Origin of the sequence: Winogradskyella algicola, assembly GCF_005869935.1 — a bacterium.
Lineage (GTDB): Bacteria > Bacteroidota > Bacteroidia > Flavobacteriales > Flavobacteriaceae > Winogradskyella > Winogradskyella algicola.
This window is the reverse complement of the sequence record NZ_SZQF01000009.1, coordinates 129,941-149,913: the sequence shown is the minus strand read 5'-3', so window position 1 is coordinate 149,913 and position 19,973 is coordinate 129,941. Positions and strand designations below refer to the sequence as shown.

20 protein-coding genes are annotated in these 19,973 nt (G+C 34.1%); 5 read left to right on the top strand and 15 right to left on the bottom strand.

Annotated features, from left to right (window positions below; genetic code table 11):
• Positions 1 to 3: 3 nt before the first annotated feature.
• On the top strand, positions 4 to 1,479 hold the full coding sequence (locus tag FC091_RS13975) for a DUF389 domain-containing protein (protein ID WP_138434877.1): 1,476 nt from the start codon (positions 4 to 6) through the stop codon (positions 1,477 to 1,479).
• A gap of 7 nt (positions 1,480 to 1,486) precedes the next feature.
• On the opposite strand, the gene FC091_RS13970 is transcribed toward FC091_RS13975, so the two are convergent.
• Both FC091_RS13970 and FC091_RS13965 read right to left on the bottom strand, forming a co-directional pair.
• Positions 1,487 to 2,254, bottom strand: a complete 768-nt coding sequence (locus tag FC091_RS13970; protein ID WP_138434876.1) for an ABC transporter ATP-binding protein — start codon at positions 2,252 to 2,254, stop codon at positions 1,487 to 1,489.
• Positions 2,254 to 2,991: an MlaE family ABC transporter permease gene (locus tag FC091_RS13965; protein ID WP_138434875.1), complete on the bottom strand. Its 738-nt coding sequence runs from the start codon at positions 2,989 to 2,991 to the stop codon at positions 2,254 to 2,256. The genes FC091_RS13970 and FC091_RS13965 overlap by 1 nt, the downstream gene beginning before the upstream one ends.
• 113 nt (positions 2,992 to 3,104) lie before the next feature.
• On the opposite strand from FC091_RS13965, the gene pafA reads away from it, so the two are divergent.
• The gene (gene pafA, locus FC091_RS13960) at positions 3,105 to 4,772 is read left to right on the top strand and encodes an alkaline phosphatase PafA (RefSeq protein ID WP_138434874.1); all 1,668 of its coding nucleotides are present in this window, start codon (positions 3,105 to 3,107) and stop codon (positions 4,770 to 4,772) included.
• Between the two features lie 8 nt (positions 4,773 to 4,780).
• Positions 4,781 to 5,587, top strand: a complete 807-nt coding sequence (locus tag FC091_RS13955; RefSeq protein WP_138434873.1) for a DNA/RNA non-specific endonuclease — start codon at positions 4,781 to 4,783, stop codon at positions 5,585 to 5,587.
• Between the two features lie 34 nt (positions 5,588 to 5,621).
• On the opposite strand, the gene FC091_RS13950 is transcribed toward FC091_RS13955, so the two are convergent.
• The 4 genes from FC091_RS13950 to gcvP all read right to left on the bottom strand — a co-directional run bounded on the left by FC091_RS13950 (position 5,622) and on the right by gcvP (position 11,145).
• Complete coding sequence (locus tag FC091_RS13950; RefSeq protein ID WP_138434872.1) at positions 5,622 to 6,473, bottom strand: glycosyltransferase family 2 protein; 852 nt, start codon at positions 6,471 to 6,473, stop codon at positions 5,622 to 5,624.
• Between the two features lie 33 nt (positions 6,474 to 6,506).
• Positions 6,507 to 7,034, bottom strand: a complete 528-nt coding sequence (locus FC091_RS13945) for a methyltransferase domain-containing protein (protein ID WP_138434871.1) — start codon at positions 7,032 to 7,034, stop codon at positions 6,507 to 6,509.
• A gap of 30 nt (positions 7,035 to 7,064) precedes the next feature.
• Positions 7,065 to 8,123, bottom strand: coding sequence for a 3-oxoacyl-ACP synthase III family protein (locus FC091_RS13940; RefSeq protein ID WP_138434870.1), 1,059 nt, complete (start codon positions 8,121 to 8,123; stop codon positions 7,065 to 7,067).
• Between the two features lie 172 nt (positions 8,124 to 8,295).
• On the bottom strand, positions 8,296 to 11,145 hold the full coding sequence (gene gcvP / locus FC091_RS13935) for an aminomethyl-transferring glycine dehydrogenase (protein ID WP_138434869.1): 2,850 nt from the start codon (positions 11,143 to 11,145) through the stop codon (positions 8,296 to 8,298).
• Between the two features lie 122 nt (positions 11,146 to 11,267).
• On the opposite strand from gcvP, the gene FC091_RS13930 reads away from it, so the two are divergent.
• Entirely contained in the window at positions 11,268 to 12,101 is an 834-nt protein-coding gene (locus tag FC091_RS13930) for a UbiA prenyltransferase family protein (RefSeq protein WP_138434868.1), read from the top strand.
• Here the strand turns inward: FC091_RS13930 and FC091_RS13925 are convergent.
• From FC091_RS13925 to FC091_RS13900, 6 genes are all read right to left on the bottom strand, one after another.
• Positions 12,084 to 12,341, bottom strand: coding sequence for a hypothetical protein (locus FC091_RS13925; RefSeq protein WP_138434867.1), 258 nt, complete (start codon positions 12,339 to 12,341; stop codon positions 12,084 to 12,086). The genes FC091_RS13930 and FC091_RS13925 overlap by 18 nt on opposite strands.
• Before the next feature lie 7 nt (positions 12,342 to 12,348).
• Entirely contained in the window at positions 12,349 to 12,903 is a 555-nt protein-coding gene (locus FC091_RS13920; protein WP_138434866.1) for a sigma-70 family RNA polymerase sigma factor, read from the bottom strand.
• A gap of 69 nt (positions 12,904 to 12,972) precedes the next feature.
• Positions 12,973 to 13,851, bottom strand: a complete 879-nt coding sequence (locus FC091_RS13915; RefSeq protein ID WP_138434865.1) for an SAM-dependent methyltransferase — start codon at positions 13,849 to 13,851, stop codon at positions 12,973 to 12,975.
• A gap of 4 nt (positions 13,852 to 13,855) precedes the next feature.
• Entirely contained in the window at positions 13,856 to 14,749 is an 894-nt protein-coding gene (locus FC091_RS13910) for a fatty acid desaturase (protein WP_138434864.1), read from the bottom strand.
• Positions 14,746 to 15,069, bottom strand: a complete 324-nt coding sequence (locus FC091_RS13905; RefSeq protein WP_138434863.1) for a hypothetical protein — start codon at positions 15,067 to 15,069, stop codon at positions 14,746 to 14,748. Before FC091_RS13905 ends, FC091_RS13910 begins: the two co-directional genes overlap by 4 nt.
• Positions 15,070 to 15,126: 57 nt before the next feature.
• A complete protein-coding gene (locus FC091_RS13900; protein WP_138434862.1) occupies positions 15,127 to 15,630 on the bottom strand; it encodes a GbsR/MarR family transcriptional regulator in 504 nt (167 codons plus the stop codon).
• Positions 15,631 to 15,723: 93 nt separating this feature from the next.
• Between FC091_RS13900 and FC091_RS13895 the strand changes: the two genes are divergently transcribed.
• Entirely contained in the window at positions 15,724 to 16,422 is a 699-nt protein-coding gene (locus FC091_RS13895; protein ID WP_138434861.1) for a T9SS type A sorting domain-containing protein, read from the top strand.
• A gap of 5 nt (positions 16,423 to 16,427) precedes the next feature.
• Here FC091_RS13895 and FC091_RS13890 read toward each other — a convergent pair whose 3' ends face one another.
• The 3 genes from FC091_RS13890 to purE form a co-directional block, all read right to left on the bottom strand.
• Entirely contained in the window at positions 16,428 to 17,204 is a 777-nt protein-coding gene (locus tag FC091_RS13890) for a hypothetical protein (RefSeq protein ID WP_138434860.1), read from the bottom strand.
• A 28-nt stretch (positions 17,205 to 17,232) separates the two neighbouring features.
• A complete protein-coding gene (locus FC091_RS13885) occupies positions 17,233 to 19,263 on the bottom strand; it encodes a M3 family metallopeptidase (protein WP_138434859.1) in 2,031 nt (676 codons plus the stop codon).
• A 186-nt stretch (positions 19,264 to 19,449) separates the two neighbouring features.
• Positions 19,450 to 19,929: a 5-(carboxyamino)imidazole ribonucleotide mutase gene (gene purE / locus FC091_RS13880; protein WP_076620265.1), complete on the bottom strand. Its 480-nt coding sequence runs from the start codon at positions 19,927 to 19,929 to the stop codon at positions 19,450 to 19,452.
• Positions 19,930 to 19,973: the final 44 nt, after the last annotated feature.

The following is a 19,973-nucleotide window of genomic DNA, read 5'->3' as shown; positions in this document are numbered from 1 at the left end:
CATATGAGTAACGAAAATAAATTCAATTTTTCTGAGGAAGAAAACTCAAGAGTAACAAACGAAATGAATAAAGAGGCTGCCGTTGAAGAAAAAAAGGAAGCCGTAAAGAAGGACGCACAAGGTTTATTTGCGAGTATTTCAAATTTTTTGAGCGAGCTTCTAGATTTTAGAGACGATACAGATAGGGATGCTACTATTGCAGCTATTAAAGCTGATATACCATTTAAAGGTGCCACAGCTTGGATTTTAGTATGTTCCATTATGGTGGCTTCGGTTGGGCTAAATGCCAATTCTACAGCTGTAGTGATTGGTGCCATGTTAATTTCTCCTCTAATGGGTCCAATTTTGGGTGTTGGTTTATCAATTGCAATAAACGATATTGATACTCTCAAAAAATCTATGATAAACCTTGCTGTAATGATTATTTTGAGTTTGTTGACGGCTTGGCTATTCTTTAAATTTTTTCCTTTAAGTGAGGATACCTCTGAACTATTAGGAAGGACAAAACCAGATATAAGGGATGTTCTAATAGCCTTTTTTGGTGGTTTGGCATTAATTATTGCACGAACAAAAAAAGGAACAATAGCTTCAGTAATTTTTGGTGTTGCAATAGCCACTGCCTTAATGCCTCCATTATGCACTGCAGGTTATGGTCTAGCCAAAAGTAATTGGGATTATTTTGGTGGGGCGATGTATCTTTTTGGTATCAATACTATATTTATTGCACTTGCAACATTTATTGTTTTGAAGGTGCTTCGTTTTCCAATGTTAAAGTATGCCAATTCCAAAAAGCGTAAGCGAATTTCCCAACTAGCACTGTTAATAGCAATTATAGTAATGGCATGGCCTATTTATACTTTTGTTATTGTACTTAGAGAGAGTCAAATGGGTAGTGATTATGAGCAGTTTTTAAAGTATGAAATTGAAGAAAATGAGTCACTATGGTTACAACGACAAAAAATAGAACCTGAAAAAAAGAGAATAACTCTTTATTTTAATGGTGAAATAACTGATGCAACTGAGAGTGATTTAAGAAAAGAGCTTAGTGGTTATAAAAACATAAGTGATTTTGATTTGGTTATCAATGGAAACAAAAACGTAAGTACGGAGCGCTTAATGGATCTCTATAACAAAGCACTAATTTCAATTGAGCAACGCGATAGCCTTTTACTGGTTAGGCAATCTGAACTTGATACCTTAAAAGCAATTTTTAGTAAAAAAAGTAACTTATTAGACAACAATTCCTTTATGCTACTTGCAAAGGACGCCAAAATTAGATTTAACGATTTAGAGTATTTTGGTTATGCTAAAATGTTAGAGTCTAACGATTTTAAAAATATTGATACAATGACGATCGCTAATATAAGGTGGAAGGAAAGTATCAATGACAGTTTAATGTTAGCTAAAGATACTGAACTGTTAGCTTGGTTAAAAAACGAGTTGAAAACAGAAAAGATAAAAATAAAAAGAGATAGGTAAAATTGTGCTACTGATTTCCATCAAGGTACATTTTTCGCACTTTTTTAAAGAGCTCCGAGGAATAGACAAAGTTGGTAACAGCTTCATTATCTGTTCTAAAGATAGTGTCTTTAGAGCCTTCCCATTCTTTATGCCCATCTTTAAGAAAGACAATTTTCTCACCAATTTCCATAACAGAATTCATATCGTGAGAGTTAATAACTGTAGTTATTTGGTATTCGTCAGTAATTTCTTGGATGAGGTTGTCAATAACAATAGCAGTTTTTGGGTCTAATCCAGAGTTTGGTTCGTCACAGAATAAATATTTCGGATTATTTACAATAGCTCTCGCAATAGCGACACGTTTTTGCATACCACCAGAAGCTTCGCTTGGCATTTTATGATGTGCATTGTCAAGGTTTACACGTTTTAAAACAAAATCTACTCTGTCTTCCATTTCACTTTTATTCTGCTTGGTAAACATTCGTAAAGGAAACATCACATTTTCTGCGATTGTCATAGAATCAAAAAGTGCACTGCCTTGAAACACCATGCCAATCTCAGAACGTAACTCTGTTCGTTCGTCTCTACTTAAATTACTAAAAACCTTACCATCGTAAGAAATGCTTCCTTTTTCGTATTCAAAAAGACCAAGTAGACATTTTAAAAATACAGTTTTACCAGACCCACTTTGCCCAATGATGAGATTGGTTTTGCCTTTATCAAACGTCGTAGAAATACCCTTTAAAATATGAGCATCACCAAACGATTTATGTAAGTCTTTAACTTCTATCATTAGCCTAAAAGTAAACTGGTTAATAAAAAGTTGAGTAGAATGATGACGACACTAGTCCACACAAAAGAGGTTGTACTTGCCTTTCCAACTTCTAAAGCACCACCTTTCATAAAATAGCCATAAAACGAAGGAATTGTCGCCAATATAAAAGCAAAAACCATAGTTTTTATGAAGGCATATGCCATATGAAAGGGTATAAAGTCATTTTGAACACCTTCAATATAATCTTCTAAAGTTCCATAACCACCGTAAACACAAGCAGCTAAACCACCAAGGATTCCCAAAAACATAGCAATTGAAATCACAAAAGGATATAAAGTTAAGGCTATAAACTTGGGAAATACCAAATAGTTAATAGCATTAATACCCATTACTTCTAAAGCATCAATCTGTTCTGTAACACGCATGGTTCCGATACTAGAAGTAATAAAAGAACCTACTTTTCCGGCCATAATTATGGAAATAAAAGTGGGTGCAAACTCTAAAATTATAGATTGCCGAGTCGCAAAACCTACTAGGTATTTTGGGATTAAGGGATTGCTTATATTCAATGAGGTCTGAATAGCTACAACGCCACCAACAAAAAATGCAATGAAAGCTACAATACCTAGCGAACCAATGATAAGGTCATCAATATCTTTAAGGATTAATGTTTTTAATACAGACCATTTGGTAGGTCTTCGAAACATATCCTTTATCATTATAAAATAAGTGCCAATATTATGAAGGTACTTCATGCAAGAATTTCTTAGTGCTAAAGTATGAAAAAAGATGAGTTTATTAATGTTAATTTAAATTAAGATACACAGAAAACCGTATTTTTGAACACTAGAATAACTGTATATTAATCATGAAAAAATACCTTACTTTATTCCTATTCGCAGCGTTAATTTACTCATGTGGCGCCCAACAAGAGTCTAATAATAATTCAATTCTAAATACAGATAAAGTTTCTTCCTCGAGACCAAAATTAGTTGTTGGTATTGTTGTAGATCAAATGCGTTATGATTATCTCACACGTTTTGAATCTAAGTTTGGAGAAGGTGGTTTCATCCGGATGATAAATGAAGGTTTTAATTGTAAAAACAATCATTTTAATTATGTGCCAACATACACTGGGCCTGGGCACGCTTCTGTTTATACAGGTACAACACCAAAATACCATGGTATAATATCAAACAATTGGTATGATAAAGATATTAAAAAGTCTGTCTATTGTGCTCAAGATGATGACGTAGAATCTGTAGGTACGGATAGTTGGGCAGGTAAAATGTCTCCACACAGAATGTTAACCACAAGTGTTGCAGACGAGAATAGACTGTTTACACAAATGCGAGGAAAAACAATAGGCATAGCTATAAAAGATAGAGGTGCAATATTGCCAGCAGGCCATACAGCAAATGCAGCTTATTGGTTTTATGGAAAGAATGAAGGCGTATGGATTACAAGTACATTTTATAGAACTAATTTACCAGAATGGGTAAAAGATTTTAACGACTCTGATGCTGTTGAATCTTATCTTAAAGTTTGGGATACATATGAGCCAATAGAAACTTATATAGAAAGTGGATCAGATCTCAACAATTTTGAAGGCGGTTTTAAAGGAAAGGAAACCGCGACCTTTCCATACGACTTAGCAGCGTTAAAAGAAGAAAATGGTGGTTACGATATTTTAAAGGCAACAGCCTATGGTAATAGTTTAACTATGGACTTTGCGATAGCAGCAATAGAAGGAGAAGCATTAGGACAAGACAATGATACAGATGTTTTAGCCGTAAGTTTCTCTTCAACAGATTATGTAGGTCATAATTTTGGTGTAAATTCAAAAGAAGTAGAAGATACATACATAAGACTAGATAGAGATTTAGAACGTTTCTTTAATTATTTAGATGAGAATGTAGGCGAAGGCGAGTACACTGTTTTTCTCACAGCAGATCATGGAGCAGTAGATGTACCTGCGTATTTGCAATCAGTAAAAATTCCAGCAGGTTACTTAGATTATAATTCTAGAAAAGAGAAGTTCAATAAGTTTTTAACCAATACTTACGGCACAACAGATATTGTAGAAAACATAAGTAATAACCAAGTGTTTTTAAATAAAGCAAAGCTTAAAGAGTTAAACTTAAATTTTCATGATGTTGAGCAAGCCTTGGTAGATGAGCAAATCAGTTATTCTAACATTGCAAAGGTGTATACTGCAACAGCAATGAACAGCACAAACTTTACTACTGGTATTGAAGCCTTGTTGCAAAACGGATTTAACCAAAAACGTTCTGGTGATGTTATTGTAGTTGATGATATTGCCCATATAGCTTACAGTAGAACAGGTTCTACACACGGTAGTGGTTTAAACTACGACACACATGTACCGTTAATCTTTTTTGGTGCAGGTATTAAGAAAGGTGAAACCTTTGATAAAACAGTGATACCAGATATTGCACCTACGATTTCTGCATTGTTAGGTATAAGTTTTCCTAATGGTGCTACAGGTCAGCCTTTAGGTTTTGTAATAGATTAAGCTTTATTTTGAACAAAAAACGATTATATTCCATAATAGCCATTACGATAGTGGTGGCTATTTATGTTTTTGAGCATTACCTTAATTCTGAAGAAAAATCGGCTGTAATAGAAGAAGGTAAACAACCCAAAACAGAAACCAACGAATACTTTTTACCGACTAGTACTACAGGACAAATTGTACATCATCAAAATTATTCATTATCGTATAATGAGCCATACGAACAAGCAGAGTGGGTAGCATATGAACTTAAGTCCTCTCATTTGAGTTCTACAAATCACAAACGGCCATATTTTGAAATTGATAACGCTGTAAAAAGTGGAGCAGCACATTGGAGAAATTATAAGCAATCGGGTTACGATAGAGGACACCTTTGTCCAGCAGGAGATCGTAGGTTTAGTAAAACTGCACATGATGAAACTTTTTTAACCAGTAATATTAGTCCGCAAGAACATCAATTTAATGCTGGTGTATGGAACAGATTAGAACAGAAAGTAAGGTATTGGGCTAAAAAGTACGATGGTGTTTTTGTGGTTACTGGAGGAATTTTAAAAGACGGTCTAAAAACAATAGGCGAAGAGCGTGTTGCTGTGCCAAATCAGTTTTATAAAATTGTTTTGGATAATACCAACGGAAACCCCAAAGTATTGGCTTTTCTGCTGAATCATAAAGACTCAGATTTGCCATTGTATAAGTTTGTGGTATCTGTAGATGAGGTTGAAAAATTAACAGGAATAGATTTCTTCCCAGAATTAGATGATACTATCGAAAACAAAATAGAAGCATCAAGCAGTTATAAAAAGTGGAGTTTTTAATAAAATGTCAGTCTAGAGAATGCTTAAAGTTTAGCTATAGTTTGAATTTTGATTTTATCCCTTCCCAGCGCAAATCTCTAATAAACTTACCTTCATCTTTAGAAACCAGAAATTCAGTTTTTGAGGATTTAGCTTTAAAATAACCAGCCATATAATCTTTGAATAATCTAAAGCTGTCTTTCTTCGACGCTAATTTTATAGCAGAAATTAAAGTAATCCAGAAACCATAGCGCATTTTATACATCGCACCCCCTTGCAGGTATTTAGAAGCCTTGTTGTAAGATTGTCCTGTAGGTTTCAGGTGTTTTACATGAAGTGATTCGTCTGTTAGAATGTCCCAACCATGAAATTTTGCTAATAACTCATCTACAGTATCCCAACCCATAGAAGGTTTTAGTTGCCCAATTTGATTAAAACAGGTTTTACGATAAGCTTTTAAAGCACCTCTAATATGATCTTTATTGGTAAGGTTTTCAAGAATCCATTGGTTGTCTTTTTCGATGTAACAAAAACCAGAAGCCATACCAAGTTTGGGGTTTTTACTAAAATGATTAGCCAGCGTTTCTAAATAATTATCCGGAAAAATAAGGTCTGCATCAAACTTACAAATCACATCATAGTTGTCATCTAAAGTTTCAAAGCCCTTATAAAAGGCATTTATAATTTTAGAACCAGGTAAATGCTGATCTGACGATTTTGAAATTACCTGAGAAATCCAAGGATGCATTTTTGTAAAACTTTCTACTATTGCTTCTGTTTCGTCAGTAGAATTATCATTAACCACAACCAACTTTTTAGGCAAAAGTGTTTGCTTTACTAATGACTCTAGTGTTTTGCTAATAAAGGCCTCTTCGTTATGAGCTGGTATGACGATGTAGAAATTCAATATCTAAATTCTAAATTTCAAATCTAAAGAATTCTATCCGGAAATTCTTTCAGCGTAGATAATATAATACCGATTTGTAAAGTGTCTTAAAAGCGGTCTAATACCGAATTTTTTTACAGGATTGGTCCATTGTTGTCGGTCAATAATTTTCCAGCCTGTTTTTTCTAATAACCAATCGAGTTGCCAATCTTCAAACTCATGGTAGTGTCTGTCCCATTTATCGGTTTTACTTCTGTACGCTGAAGCAAACCATAATCTTAGAGGAACGCTAATGACAAGTTTTTTAGACTTAATAGATTTTAAAACCTCGTAAGGAGAAAGTAAGTGTTCAAAAATTTCGAACGCAGTAACAACATCGGCAGAAGAATTTTCTATTGTAGAACGGTCTTCGTCAAGGTCTTCGCCTTTGGTGTTTTCAACAGTATAGCCTTCAGAAAGCATAACTTTTGAAAATGGATTTTTAACACCTAAATCTAAAATCGTTTCAGATGTTGAAATATGTTTTTTTAAAAACAGAAGAGTGAGTTTAAATCGCTTGTTAGGATATGTTTTTTCGTACATTACATTTCCGCAACAGCGGTAATAGTTTTATTAATATCTGTAAACAACGGCATTAATATGCATACCTGCGCCAACACTTGCAAATATAATAACATCTCCTTTATTGATTTGGTGGTCTTCGAGTTTATTATTTCGTATTAAATCGAAAAGGGTAGGGACAGTTGCCACAGAACTATTTCCTAATTTATGAATGCTCATAGGCATAATACCCTCTGGAGCCTTCGCTTTAAAAAGTCTGTAGAAACGTTTTATAATAGCTTCATCCATTTTTTCATTTGCCTGATGGATGAGTACTTTCTTTACTTCAGAAACGTCAACACCACTTTTTTCTAAGCAATCTTTCATAGCTTGAGCTACGTTGGTTAATGCAAATTCATAGATTTTGCGTCCATGCATTTTTATATAGCGTGTATCTGGACAAAGATCTTTATTGTTAGAATTTCCGAAGAATAAATAGTAAGCTTCATCGTAAGTAAATGAGGCAGATTCGTGAGCTAAAATTCCGCCATCATCTTCTGTAGCTTCAACAATACTAGCACCAGCACCATCAGAGTATATCATAGAATCTCTGTCGTGTTTATCGACCACGCGAGAAAGCGTTTCTGCACCAACAACAAGACAGCGTTTTGCCATACCAGCCTTAATGTATGCTTGTGCTTGTATAACTCCTTCTACCCAACCAGGACAACCAAATAAAATATCGTAAGCAACGCACTTAGGATTCTTGATGCGAAGTCTGTGTTTAATACGTGAAGCTAAACATGGTAAAATATCACTCTGAATGGTATTGGCTTTTACGTCTCCAAAATTATGAGCACAAATAATATAATCTATTGTTTCAGGATTGATGTTGGCATCATCAATAGCTTTTTGAGCTGCTAGAAAACCAATGTCCGAAGCTACTAATTGATTATCTGCATAACGACGTTCAACAATACCAGTAATGGCTTTGAATTTTTCTACAATAACTTCGTTTGGATGATTAATTTTTGATCCGTCAGTATTTAAAAATTCATGTTGATGAAAATCTTCATTTTTTTCAATCCCTTTAGGAATATAGCTTCCTGTACCTGTGATTTTAATTCCCATACCTCAAAATTTGCTATTAATTTACTAAACTAGTTAAACTCTCATACATGAGAATAAATTAACTGAGTAAAAACGATATTTTTTTTAAATTCTCAATTATCCTAAATTCTATTGTAAATACCATAAAAAAAGTGCTCAATACGAGCACTTTTTTAATTTATGTTTATAAAAACTAAGCTTCAACAAAATCTTCAATTGGTGCACAGCTACAAATTAAGTTTCTGTCTCCATAAGCATCGTCCACACGTCTTACACTTGGCCAGAATTTATTGTCTCTAATAAATTCTAGTGGGAAAGCTGCAGCCTCACGACTGTAAGGTAATAACCATTCATCTGAAGTTAGCATTTCTAATGTATGTGGTGCGTTTTTCAGCACGTTATTAGGTTCGTCTTTAGATGCTAGGTCAATTTCTTGTCTAATAGAAATCATAGCATCACAAAAACGATCCATTTCCGCTTTACTTTCACTTTCTGTAGGTTCTATCATCATAGTACCTGCAACTGGAAATGACACTGTTGGTGCATGGAAACCATAATCCATCAAACGCTTTGCGATGTCAGTAACTTCAATGCCTTTGGACTTAAAGTCACGGCAGTCAATAATCATCTCATGTGCCGCTCTTCCGTTTTCACCTGTATATAGCGTTGGGTAATAGCCTTCTAAACGCTCTTTAATGTAATTGGCATTAAGAATGGCTACTTCCGTTGCTTCCTTTAAGCCTTTGGCGCCTAGCATTGTAATGTATCCATAAGAAATGATGCAAGCCAATGAAGATCCAAAAGGTGAAGCTGATATGGCTGAGATTGCTTGATGACCTCCTGTTTTTATGATAGGATTTCCTGGTAAAAATGGTACCAATTGTTCTGCAACACAAATTGGGCCAACACCAGGTCCACCACCACCGTGAGGAATAGCAAAGGTCTTATGTAAGTTAAGGTGACATACATCTGCACCGATATTACCAGGATTGGTTAAACCAACTTGTGCATTCATATTGGCACCATCCATATACACTTGTCCGCCATTATCATGAATAATCTGTGTAATCTCTTTAATTGCAGATTCGTAAACGCCGTGAGTTGATGGGTAAGTTACCATTAATGCAGAAAGATTATCCTTATGCAATTCAGCTTTTTCTCTTAAATCATCTACATCAATATTACCATCTTCAGATGCTTTTGTTACAACAACTTTCATGCCTGCCATAACAGCACTTGCAGGGTTTGTTCCGTGAGCAGACGATGGAATTAAGCAAATATTTCTATGGTGATCTCCACGAGATTCGTGATAGGCTTTTATCACCATAAGTCCCGCAAATTCACCTTGAGCACCAGAGTTTGGTTGTAAGGATGTTGCGGCAAAGCCAGTGATTTCTGTAAGCTGGTTTTCTAATGTGTTTAGCATAAGTTGATAACCGGCAGCTTGTTCTTTTGGTGCAAATGGGTGCATATTGCCCCAACTTGGCCAACTAAGTGGTAACATTTCTGAAGCAGCGTTAAGCTTCATAGTACAAGAACCTAGTGAAATCATAGAGTGATTTAATGCCAAATCTTTACGCTCTAATTTTTTGATGTAGCGCATTAATTCTGTTTCAGAATGGTAAGTATTGAAAATGTCAAAAGTTAAAAATTCTGATTGGCGCTTTAAGTGATCTGGAACTGTATCAGCTTCAGAAATTGATACAATCTCTTCTGTAGTTGTTTCTGTTACAGCTTCAAAAATTGAAATAATTTCATTTAAGTCTGAAATTGTTGTCGTCTCGTTTATAGCTATTGTAACAGTGTTGTTATCTGGATAGTAGAAATTGACTTCTTTCTTTTCTGCTTCGTACTTTACCTTTACAGGATCTGCCTTTATTTGAAGTGTATCAAAAAAGTGAGAGTTCACTTGTTCTAAGCCCAATTTTTCTAAAGCAGAGGCTAATGTTGCTGTTGTGTTCTGAACTTTATTTGCTATAAACTCTAGGCCTTTTGGTCCATGATACACTGCATACATTCCTGCCATAACTGCTAGTAATACCTGAGCTGTACAAATGTTAGAGGTTGCTTTGTCTCTTTTAATATGTTGCTCTCTGGTTTGTAACGCCATACGTAAGGCTCTATTGCCATCAGTGTCTCTTGTTACCCCTATAATACGCCCAGGAACATCACGTTTATACGCCTCATTAGTAGCAAAATAAGCTGCGTGTGGACCACCATACCCCATAGGTATACCAAAACGTTGTGTAGTACCAACAACAACATCAGCACCAAACTTCCCTGGTGCTTCTAATTTAACTAAACTTAAGATGTCAGCGGCAACAGCAACTTTTATATTTTGCGAATTGGCTTTTTCTATAAAAGATTTTATGTCAGTGATTTGTCCATTTTTACCAGGATATTGCAGAAGTGCACCAAAATAATCTTCGGATAAGTTGTACTCTGCTTCATTACCTATTTCTAGCTCAATACCAATTGGATTGGCTCTTGTTTCTAGTAAGGCAATTGTTTGTGGTAGTACTAAATCTGAAACAAAGAATTTGTTGACACCAGCTTTCTTCTGAGCACGATCTCTAACCGCAAACAGTAAACTCATAGCTTCAGCTGCGGCAGTACTTTCATCTAAAAGTGATGCATTTGCAATTTCCATGCCTGTTAGGTCAATAACCATGGTTTGGAAATTCAATAATGCTTCTAAACGTCCTTGGGCAATTTCTGCCTGGTATGGTGTGTATGCTGTATACCAACCTGGATTTTCTAAAATATTGCGTTGAATAACAGCAGGTAAATTAGAAGGGTGGTATCCTAGACCAATGTAAGACTTAAAAACTTTGTTTAGCTGAGATAGTTTGTAAATGTGGCTAAGATATTCTTGCTCGCTCATTGCAGGCTCTAGATCTAAGTCTTTTTTTAGTCTAATACCTGCAGGTATAGTTTCTGAAACTAGTTGCTCTATACTTGTAGCACCAATGGTGTTTAGCATAGCTTTTTGTTCGTCTTGGTTTGGGCCAATGTGTCTAAGTGCAAAAGCGGTTGTGTCCATTCTTTATTCTGCTAATTTTTTTGATATGCAAAAATACGGAAAACGACTATTTTATTCTGTACTAAGACTTAAAGTTTTTAACTGAAAAGCTGGGTTATTAACACATTAGTTATTTTTGTTTAATGCGTATACTTAAGCATATATTAAATTTTTACATCAATAGTAGTATTCATGTGGCCTTTGCCGTAGTAGCTATGACTTGGGTAACGCTTATTCAATTTGAAATACATAACGACAAAGTCATACTTTCTTTTGTTTTTTATGCAACGATTACTGGCTATAATTTTGTGAAATATTTTGGTGTTGCAAAATTTCATCATAGAAGTTTGGCTACATGGCTAAAGACAATTCAGATATTTTCATTTATTGCTTTTGTAGGAATGTGTTATTATGCCATAAAACTGAATACCGATTCTTTAATATATCTTTCGATTTTTGGGCTTGTAACTTTTCTTTATGCTGTACCTCTATTACCCATGCGATATTTTAGGGATAATCATAAAAATTTGAGACAAATAAGTGGTTTGAAAATCTATGTCATTGCTTTTGTTTGGGTATTTACAACGGTTTTTTTACCATTAATTGAAAAGGATTATCACATAAATACGAATGTGGCAACAACTGGTGTACAACGTTTCCTTCTTGTGATTGTACTGATGCTCCCTTTTGAGATTAGAGACCTTATGTATGATAGTTTGAAACTAGCTACAATCCCTCAGCGCATAGGTGTAAAGAACACTAAAATAATAGGGGTTTTATTACTGCTAGTATTTTTCTTCTTAGAATATATTAAAGATGAAATAAGTAGTGAGAATGTAATTGCAAATGCAGTGATAACGAGTGTAACGCTAATTTTTGTATTGTTTGCTCACAAAAATCAATCTAAATATTACAGTGCACTTTGGGTAGAAAGCCTGCCAATAATATGGCTGTTAGTTTTATTGGCGCTTAGCTAATTCTTTTTCGAATTGTTGTTTTATTTTACTACGTTCATCATTCTTTAAACAATCAATTTCAGAATGTTCTATAGCGTCTGTTAATTTGTTGTTTTTATTAGAATAGGCTTTTGTAATTCGACACCAAGAAAGTCTTAAAGCCAACTTAATACGCTCCCAACCAGTTGCTTCACCATATTGTGTTTTATCACAAATGTGTTTAGCTTCTTCGCAACTTATAAATAAAAAACTTTTTTTCATTTTATCCTTAAAACCAGTTTTCTTCCATGCAATCTGCTAATGCTGTTCTTGCTCTGTGTATTAGTACCCAAAGGTTAGACGCAGTAATGTTTAATTCATTACAAATCGTTTCGGTGTCATAACCCAAAATCGTTTTCATCTTAAAAACCTCAGCTTGCTTTTCAGGTAGTTTTGATAAACAATCATAGATAGCATTACCTAGTTCAGTATTCTCAATTTTATCCTCAGCGGTTTTATCAAATGGGTCGGCTACACGTTCTTCTAGCCAATCGCCTTCAGATTCAGAATCATTGTTGTAGGTCATTCTAACTTCAGCTTTACCTTTGTTAGAATTAATTTTTCTATAATAATCTATGATTTTTCGTTTGAGAATAGAGACCAACCAGGTGCGCTCACTTGCTTCTCCTTTAAAATTTTTCATGGATTTTAGACCAGCTAAAAAAGTTTCAGAAACCAAGTCTTGGGCCATGACTCTATCGTTAACTCTAGAGATGGTATAATTGAATAGGTAATCTGAATACAAATCAATCCAGTTATTTGGATTTAATTGATGCTTAGCCATTTTTCATTCTCATTGCTAAGTCAAAAATAGGTTAAAAAATTAAGACCTAAAATATGTCTGCACATTTTCCTAACGTTTAGTAGCACTAATGATATAATATCCAAAACTTTTCAGGTGTAAACCAGACAAAAGTGCGTAGAAAGAACCTTTTAAATTATGAAGGCTTTCTCTTTTAAGACTTTTAAATCTCAATAACTTTTTTAAAATAAAACCAGCAATGGCAAAAGGCACATGAAGTACAGATGGAGCAACTTTAAATGACACATCTTCAATTTTTATGTCTGTAAAACCTATGTGTTCTAAGCTTTGTTTGATGAAGTGATGAGTTTCCAATTTTTCTAGACTCCAATGATTACAAAGTTTATTGTAGGCAAATTTACCGCCTTTACAAAGTTGAGATCTGTCTTTTTTAAGAAAAGCATCAGCCATAACAAAGCGTCCGCCTGGTTTTAAAAGTCTATGCATTTCTTTAAGCGAATTAAGGTTGTGACCAGAATGACAGAAGCTTTCAATCGCTATAGCAGAGTCAAATGAGCCAGATTGAAAAGAGGTGTTGTTATAATTTTCTTTGAGTATGATGCAGTTTTTACCTTTTAATAATTCATTTCCTTTTTTGACCTGAAAATCAGATAACGTTACTCCGTAAGCTATTACGTTTTTGTAGTGTTTTAATGCATACCGCATTGTAGCTCCCATACCACAGCCTAAGTCTATAAGTCTGTTTTTAGTTTTATCTATGTTTAGTCTTTTTGTGACTTGGTTGTTCATTTCATTTAGCATGGAATCGCGCTTAAAAGGATTTGTTTTAAACGGAATGAAATACCCAAAATGCATATTATAATCACTACTCCAAAACTCGTAATCTTCGGTAGCTTCGTTATAGAAGTCTACCATTTCTATTCGATTTTGTTCTGCGTAATTTGTGTAAGGTATGGTTTGTGTTTTCATGATGTTATAGTTTTGGTAATTTCCAATTTGTAGAATCGTAAGCTATAGCAGTAGATTTTAAATTCCCTTTTTGTGTTTTTACGGATGTAATTATTTTTAACTTTTTTAATAGCCACACTATCATCCATCCAAAATCGATTTCATACCATTTTGAAGAAAATTTAGCTGACGCAGGATAAGAGTGATGGTTGTTGTGAAAACCTTCTCCAAAAGATATTAGACCAAGGAATATGTCATTATAACCACTCTCGTCTGCACCGTTTATTTTATGTCTAGAGTAACCGTATTTATGTGATGCGTAGCCAATATACCAGTGGCCAAGAATTATGATTGATGTTCGTAAACATGTTGCAATAAGCATGCTGTTAAAACCAACAAGAAAATATAGTAGGAGCATAAGGATTATATAATGTAATTGCCATGTTTTATGCAGCCAAAGTATAGTTGAATCGTTTAAATCCTCTTCTGGAATTTGATAACGTGCTAAATCTTTTGGAATAAAAGTTAGATGAAGATTCCAGTAGTAATCTGTGAACAAAGAATGTTTATATTGAAAATATCTAGGGCAATCATTTCTGTTTTGCCAATAGTCTCTAAAATAATGCTGTTTTAACCAATTCAATGGACTTCCCAATCCTGTTAATACAAAAAGATAGAGGCTGATTTTTCTAAATGTGTTACTTGTTTTGTAGGATTTATGAATGATGCCTCTATGTAAACCGACAGAGTGACCTATACCTATAGTTAAGAACAAGATTAAAATGTTTAAAGCTAAATCTTGCCATTCAATCGATGAGAAATCAATAAATAAGATTGGGAATATCATTGTGTATAACCAAAGCGTTTTTCTCCATGAAAAATCAATTTTTCCAAAAGGTGTCTTTAGATTTTTGTTCATGATTTTTGAATTTTATAGGTGATATATAAATGGAAAAAAGCAATGAGCATTGGTATTACGAGATGTATGGTTATAAAGCCTGTGCTTATAATTTTTCCAAAGGCAATAACTGAAAGTATAGTTACGACTGATACTAAATAAATGTTGAAAAGAAATTTTATCTGCTTTTCAAGCTTATTGTAATTATAAAGCATGTATAAACTCATGAGCACCTGACCAACACCTAAAACCATCTGAAATAACATCCCTAAATAAATAGTTAAGTAGAGGAGAAGCGTAATTATGACTAACCATTTGTTAATGTTATATAATTTTTTCATAATTCTGTTGTTTTAAAACTTTCAAAAAATATTGAAAGTATGGTTTAAAAAAATAGTCTACTTCATTAGTTTTAAAACAGACTTTGTTAACCAGTTTTGTTTTTGGTTTACTAATTTGTTCATTAATGTATCCAAATCGTCTGTCAGTTCCTTTAAAGCTTTTGTTTGTTTAATCAATTCCTTTGTTTTTTCCGTGCCATCATCGTTAATAGAGGAGACCTCCTCTAAAACTTTGATTACAGGTTTTATTTCTCTACGGCTACGTTCTTTGGTAATAATGCGAGCGAGTTCTTGTACATCCTTTTCTGTTGTGAAAAACTCTTTACGTTCACCACTTACTAAAACCTTAGTTACAATTCCCCAATCTATAAGTTGTCTCAAGTTCATGCTGGTGTTACCACGAGAGATTTTAAGTTCTTCCATAATCTCTTCCATAGATAATGGCTTCGTAGAAATAAAAAGCAAAGCTTGTATCTGAGCCATCGCTTTATTGATGCCCCAAAGTGTGCCTAAACTTCCCCAAGTACTAATAAATTTTTCTTTTGCTTCTACATATTCCATATCACAAAGATATAGTAAATTTTAAACTTTCAATAATTATTGAAAGTTTATTTTGAAAAGAATTTATTATCTTAGATTAAAATAGCCTTAAATATGAAAACAAAACTACTATTTCTAATGTTACTTGTGTTCGGAATAAGCCAAGCCCAAATAGAGCTTGTTCCAAATCCATGTGATATAAATTCTGGTACTATTACCTTTAAATATGGTGAGTTGGGTGACTATTCAGTTTTTGACCCTTTAAGTGACCCTAATTTGTATTTATATACAGGTTTGCAAACCGATGCAGATCCATTGACTTGGGATTATCATGATGATTTTTCTGATGTGTCCACACTGATTCCTTTAACTTACGATGCCGTTTTAGGGTATTATGTGGCGACTTTTAACCCAGCCACTAGGACGTATTTAGAAGAGCCTATGTTAAACACAACTACAATTCCTTCGGGTACTGAAGTTTTTGATTGGTATTTTTTAATCACCAACTCTGACCAGTCACGTCAATCAGGTGATTTAAAGGGTAGTGATTATGGTTTTGGTTCGGCAGTTTTATCAGTTTATACGTTTAATAAAACTAATGAAGTAAGCGTCGGAAATGGAACAATCACCTTTAACAGTGCGGCACAATATGAGATCGCAGTTTACGATGTGCTTGGTAAAAAAGTAGTTGATAAAACCTTAAATATTACTTCTCAAACCACTCACAATCTCCAGTTAAGAAACACAGGTGTTTATCTTGTAAAAATTAGTTCTGGTAGTTACAGCCGAACGGTTAAGATGTTGAAATATTAGCTTAGCTATTTAATTTCAAAATGTATATGGTCGTCATGCCTTACAGCTTGGCATCCATGAAATCTGATTTTGTCATATTTGCTAAGTCCTAATTCTTTTTTTAGATAAGGTTCTATGAAAATTTTTGAGTTTTTATTTCTGTAAAACAACCCTTGAATAAGCGTTTTAGTGTTTTCTTTATCTAATTGGAGTGCATCATTTTTATCTGGCGATAAGTATTTTGTTAAGTCATATTGCCAATAGCCTTGTTTTTTACACTGATTAGTAGTAGGGTTTGTATCATCTATAAAAGCGCCATAACCCATAAACGAGGGTTTTTGGTCTGTTTTGTTGTTATTTTCTAAATACATAAATGCGATATCTATTTTCTTTCCGTCATTATGACTAAGATGAGGAAATAGCGGAAACCCATTTAAAAAAGGGAAATTAGCATCTAAGTAAGTTGTTTTAATACCGAAGTGAGCCAAATCTGCTGTTGATTGTTGTAAAACATCATAAAGCTCATTGTCTACGTAATTTCTAAACAATAACGGATAAATAAGGTTTTGAGGCTTAAGTGCACTTTTTATAACAGGGAGTTTTGTTCTTCCAAAATAAGGAGCTACACTTGGAACAATAATTAGATTATAGGCAAGATATACTATCGGGAAAACATACCGTTTTCTTTTTTGAAGTTTTACAGCAATAAAAACACTCATTAACCATAATAATCCTCCAACTTGGGTTAGTAAGGTTAAGAGTGCTATAAATGAGATGTGCCCTATGAGTTTTAGAAACTTCATGAAGTACTAAAACGAAATAAGTTTGTGCTTATTTTATCAACCCAGCACGTCGTAACAACGCTTCAGGTTGAGGTTCTTGCCCTCTAAACTTTTTATATAATGTCATTGGGTTTTCTGTACCACCTTGAGACAATACAAAGATTTTAAATTTATTGGCAACCGTTTTATTGAAAATGCCTTCTTGTTTAAAATATTCAAACGCATCTGCATCTAAAACTTCAGCCCATTTGTAGCTGTAGTAGCCAGAAGAATAACCTCCTTGAAAAATATGAGCAAAAGCTGTACTCATGCAGTTTTCCTCGACATCAGGATATAGTTTTGTTGCGCCAAAAGCTTCAACTTCATGTGCTTTTACGTTTGTAATTGCTGTTGGATCTATACCATGCCAGCTCATATCTAGCATTCCAAAACTCAGCTGGCGTAAGGTTTGCATACCTTCATGGAAAGTTGCTGATGCTTTTATCTTTTCAACGAGTTCCATCGGAATCACTTCTCCGGTTTCGTAATGCGTAGCAAAGAGTTTTAGAGATTCTTCTTCGTAACACCAATTTTCTAAAACCTGACTTGGTAATTCTACAAAGTCCCAATACACGCTTGTGCCAGAAAGGCTAGGATAGGTGGTATTGGCTAGCATACCATGTAGTGCGTGTCCAAATTCGTGAAACAAAGTCGTAACTTCATTGAAGGTTAATAACGAAGGTTTACTCTTTGTTGGTTTGGTGAAATTACAAACGATAGATACGTGAGGTCTCTCGTTAACACCATTTTTTATCATTTGCGGTTTGTAAGAGGTCATCCAGGCACCATTACGTTTTCCGGATCTTGGGAAAAAGTCGGCATAAAATATAGAAACCAATTCGCCTTCACTATCTGTAACTTTATAGGTTAAAACATCTTCATGATATTTATCTATGGTATTAATTTCTTCAAACTGAAGTCCGAATAATTTATTGGCAACAGTAAAAGCACCATTAATAACATTTTCTAATTTGAAATATGGCTTTAGTTTTTCATCATCCAAATCAAATAATTTTTGTTTCAATTTTTCTGAGTAGTAAGCCGAATCCCATTTTTGTAATCGATCTATATTATCAATTTCTTTTGCAAAAGCTTCAAGTTTTTCAAACTCTTCTTGTGCCGCTGGTTTTGCTTTATCTAGTAACTCGTTTAAAAAAGCATTAACTTTCTCAGGTGTTTCTGCCATGCGCTCTTCTAAAACAAAGTGAGCATGGGTATTATAACCTAAAAGTTGAGCACGCTCAAAACGAAGATTAGCAATTTTTAAAACAATATCTTGGTTGTCTAAGTCGTCGTTATGAAATCCTTTGCTGCCAAAAGCTTTGGATAGTTTTTCACGAAGTTCACGATTATCGGCATAAGTCATAAAAGGGATGTAACTAGGATAATCTAAAGTGATTAGCCAGCCATCTTTACCTTTGCTTTCAGCCAGTTGTTTTGCTGCTTCTTTTGCTCCTTCTGGTAATCCCGAAAGATCATTTTCATCGGTAAGAAGCATTTCAAACTTATTAGTTTCTGCTAAAATGTGTTCACCAAATTTTAGTTTTAGCTGACTTAATTCTTTGTCAATAGCACGTAATTTTTCTTTTTTGTCTTCAGGTAAATTAGCACCATTTCTAGAGAAACTTTTATATTTTTTATCCAGAAGTGTTTCTTGTTCTGTTGTTAATTCTAAGTCGCTTTTAGAATCGTAAACAGCTTTTACACGCTTGAATAAATCTTCATTCAATGTAATATCATTGCTGAATTCAGATAAAATTGGCGAGACTTTTTGAGCGATTTTTTGAATCTCATCATTTGTTTCAGCTGAATTTAAATTGAAGAAAATACTGGAGATTCTATCTAATTCTTCACCTGAAAAATCTAGAGCCTCAATAGTGTTTTTAAAAGTTGGTAATTCAGTATTATTTACAATCGTATCAATCTCATTTTTAGCATTCTCAATAGCTATTTTAAAAGCCGGAAGAAAATCTTCATTTTTTATTTTTGAGAATGGTGCTGTATTGTATTGAGTATCAAAAGTTTTATTTAGAATAGTCATTGTCTTATCGTCTAATTTTTCTTACGTATATTGTTGATAATGTGAATTTTAACGCTATTTTATGATGTTCGTTTTTATCAGTTAAATAAGTTTAATTACCTTTGTGCCATCTTTGACGAACAAGAACTTTTTGTTCTTAAGGATTGGTTAATAGCGAAAAAAGCCTTGACGAAAGTTGAGGCTTTTTTATAGGTCTTTTGCAGACTCGATAACCTTAGCTTTTAGGCCTTCTTTGTAAACGATTACCTTATCTAAAATACACTGGTCAGAACTGCCTAAAATTTGAGCTGCTAAGATGCCAGCATTTTTAGCACCATTTAATGCCACAGTCGCCACAGGAACTCCACCTGGCATTTGTAAAATAGAGAGTACAGAATCCCAACCATCAATAGAATTACTACTTTTTACAGGTACACCAATTACTGGTAATGGCGATAGCGAAGCTACCATGCCAGGTAAATGTGCAGCGCCACCAGCACCAGCAACAATTACCTTAATGCCTCTGGTATGGGCATTTTTACTATAATCGAATAATTTTTCAGGTGTGCGGTGTGCGGATACGATATCAACTTCTACTTCGATATCAAATCCCTTTAATATATCTATAGCGTCTTGCATTACTGGCAAATCGCTTTTGCTTCCCATTATTACTCCTACTTTACTCATGCTTATAATATATTTTATGTGAGGTCGAGCGCAGTCGAGACCTC